Source organism: Rossellomorea sp. RS05 (assembly GCF_039822645.1).
In the GTDB taxonomy this organism is placed as follows: Bacteria; Bacillota; Bacilli; order Bacillales; family Bacillaceae_B; genus Rossellomorea; species Rossellomorea marisflavi_B.
Genome location: NZ_JBDKWY010000023.1, coordinates 1 through 543, shown reverse-complemented (window position 1 = coordinate 543; position 543 = coordinate 1). Strand labels below are relative to the sequence as shown.

The 543-nt window shown below is 37.9% G+C and carries 1 rRNA gene; it reads right to left on the bottom strand.

Features of this window, described 5'->3' with window-relative positions:
• Nucleotides 1-437: 437 nt before the first annotated feature.
• Nucleotides 438-543 (bottom strand): 5S ribosomal RNA (gene rrf / locus ABJ225_RS22285); the annotation flags it as partial.

The window sequence follows — 543 nt, the reverse complement described above, 5'->3', positions numbered from 1 at the left end:
CTGAGCCAGGATCAAACTCTCCATAAAAAGTTTGAATAGCTCTTTTAAAATAAATCTAGAATTAACGTTGACGTGTTTGTCTTGTTTTGTTCAGTTTTCAAGGTTCAAATATCAAGTGCTTCTCTCGAAGCGACCCTTATTATATTACAGTAATCGATGTTCGTTGTCAACACTTTATTTTAAAAAGTTTTTGACGATCATTGCCTCAGCAACAATTACTAGCTTACCAATTAACTTCGTAGAAGTCAACTTCTTTTTAAAACTTTTTAAACTTTATGGTAGAATTCATTCATTTCTAGCAGTTCAAGTATAGAAGTCTAACCGATTATGTTCGTTTTTGTGCACTTACATTGAGGATTAACCCCAACAATCCCCATAGAACCTACATTTTCAAAATTAAAAAAGCAACCCATCAAATGAGCTGCTTTCTCAATATTGCCTGGCGACGTCCTACTCTCACAGGGGGAGATCCCCCAACTACCATCGGCGCTGAAGAGCTTAACTTCCGTGTTCGGCATGGGAACGGGTGTGACCTCTTCGCCA